Origin of the sequence: Arenimonas sp. MALMAid1274 (assembly GCF_049195245.1) — a bacterium.
Taxonomy (GTDB): Bacteria; Pseudomonadota; Gammaproteobacteria; order Xanthomonadales; family Xanthomonadaceae; genus Arenimonas.
Map to the genome: position 1 here is coordinate 1 of NZ_JBMIRR010000024.1, position 550 is coordinate 550.

1 protein-coding gene is annotated in these 550 nt (G+C 57.6%); it reads left to right on the forward strand.

Going from position 1 to position 550, the window contains the following annotated elements; genetic code table 11:
* Window positions 1-339 precede the first annotated feature (339 nt).
* The coding region (locus tag ACOQFR_RS04895) for a hypothetical protein (protein WP_421379168.1) at window positions 340-550 on the forward strand (211 nt) is incomplete at its 3' end.

The window sequence follows — 550 nt, forward strand, 5'->3', positions numbered from 1 at the left end:
TGACGCCTAACGCCTAAGTTAAGCCGCGCCGAAGGCGTCGGCTTGAATGATTAGTTAGGCCTATTGGCCATGACAAGGCAACGGCGGCAACGCCGCGCCTTCTTCCAAGTAAGAATAGACTTCAACACGCGTAAGTCTCCAGACTCCGTCTGAGGCGCGAAACGTGTAACGCGCATCCGCAGCACTCTCTATAGGACCTAGCGTAACGGACACCTGGTCGGGGCCATCGAACGCGGGAGGGCTGTATGCGACGCTTGATCTGGCAAGTTGGTCCGGCCCGGGGAGAACCCGCCAGCCTGCCTGTTGGATCTCCCCGAGACCGCACGGGATGATTCTGGTGTGCTCGACCTTGTCTCCGTCCGGACTGAACTCTTCGACGATCTCAATATCTGGGTGAGCACGCGACAACAAGAACTGTTCCTCCAGTTGCATTTGCTGGAAGGCTGTGCCGAAGTCCTCCAGATTCGTACTACTCGGTCGTTGCGAGCACGCGGCGACAGTCAGAAAGACCATTCCAAGTACAGCGCGAGATCGCATACGCCTAACGCCT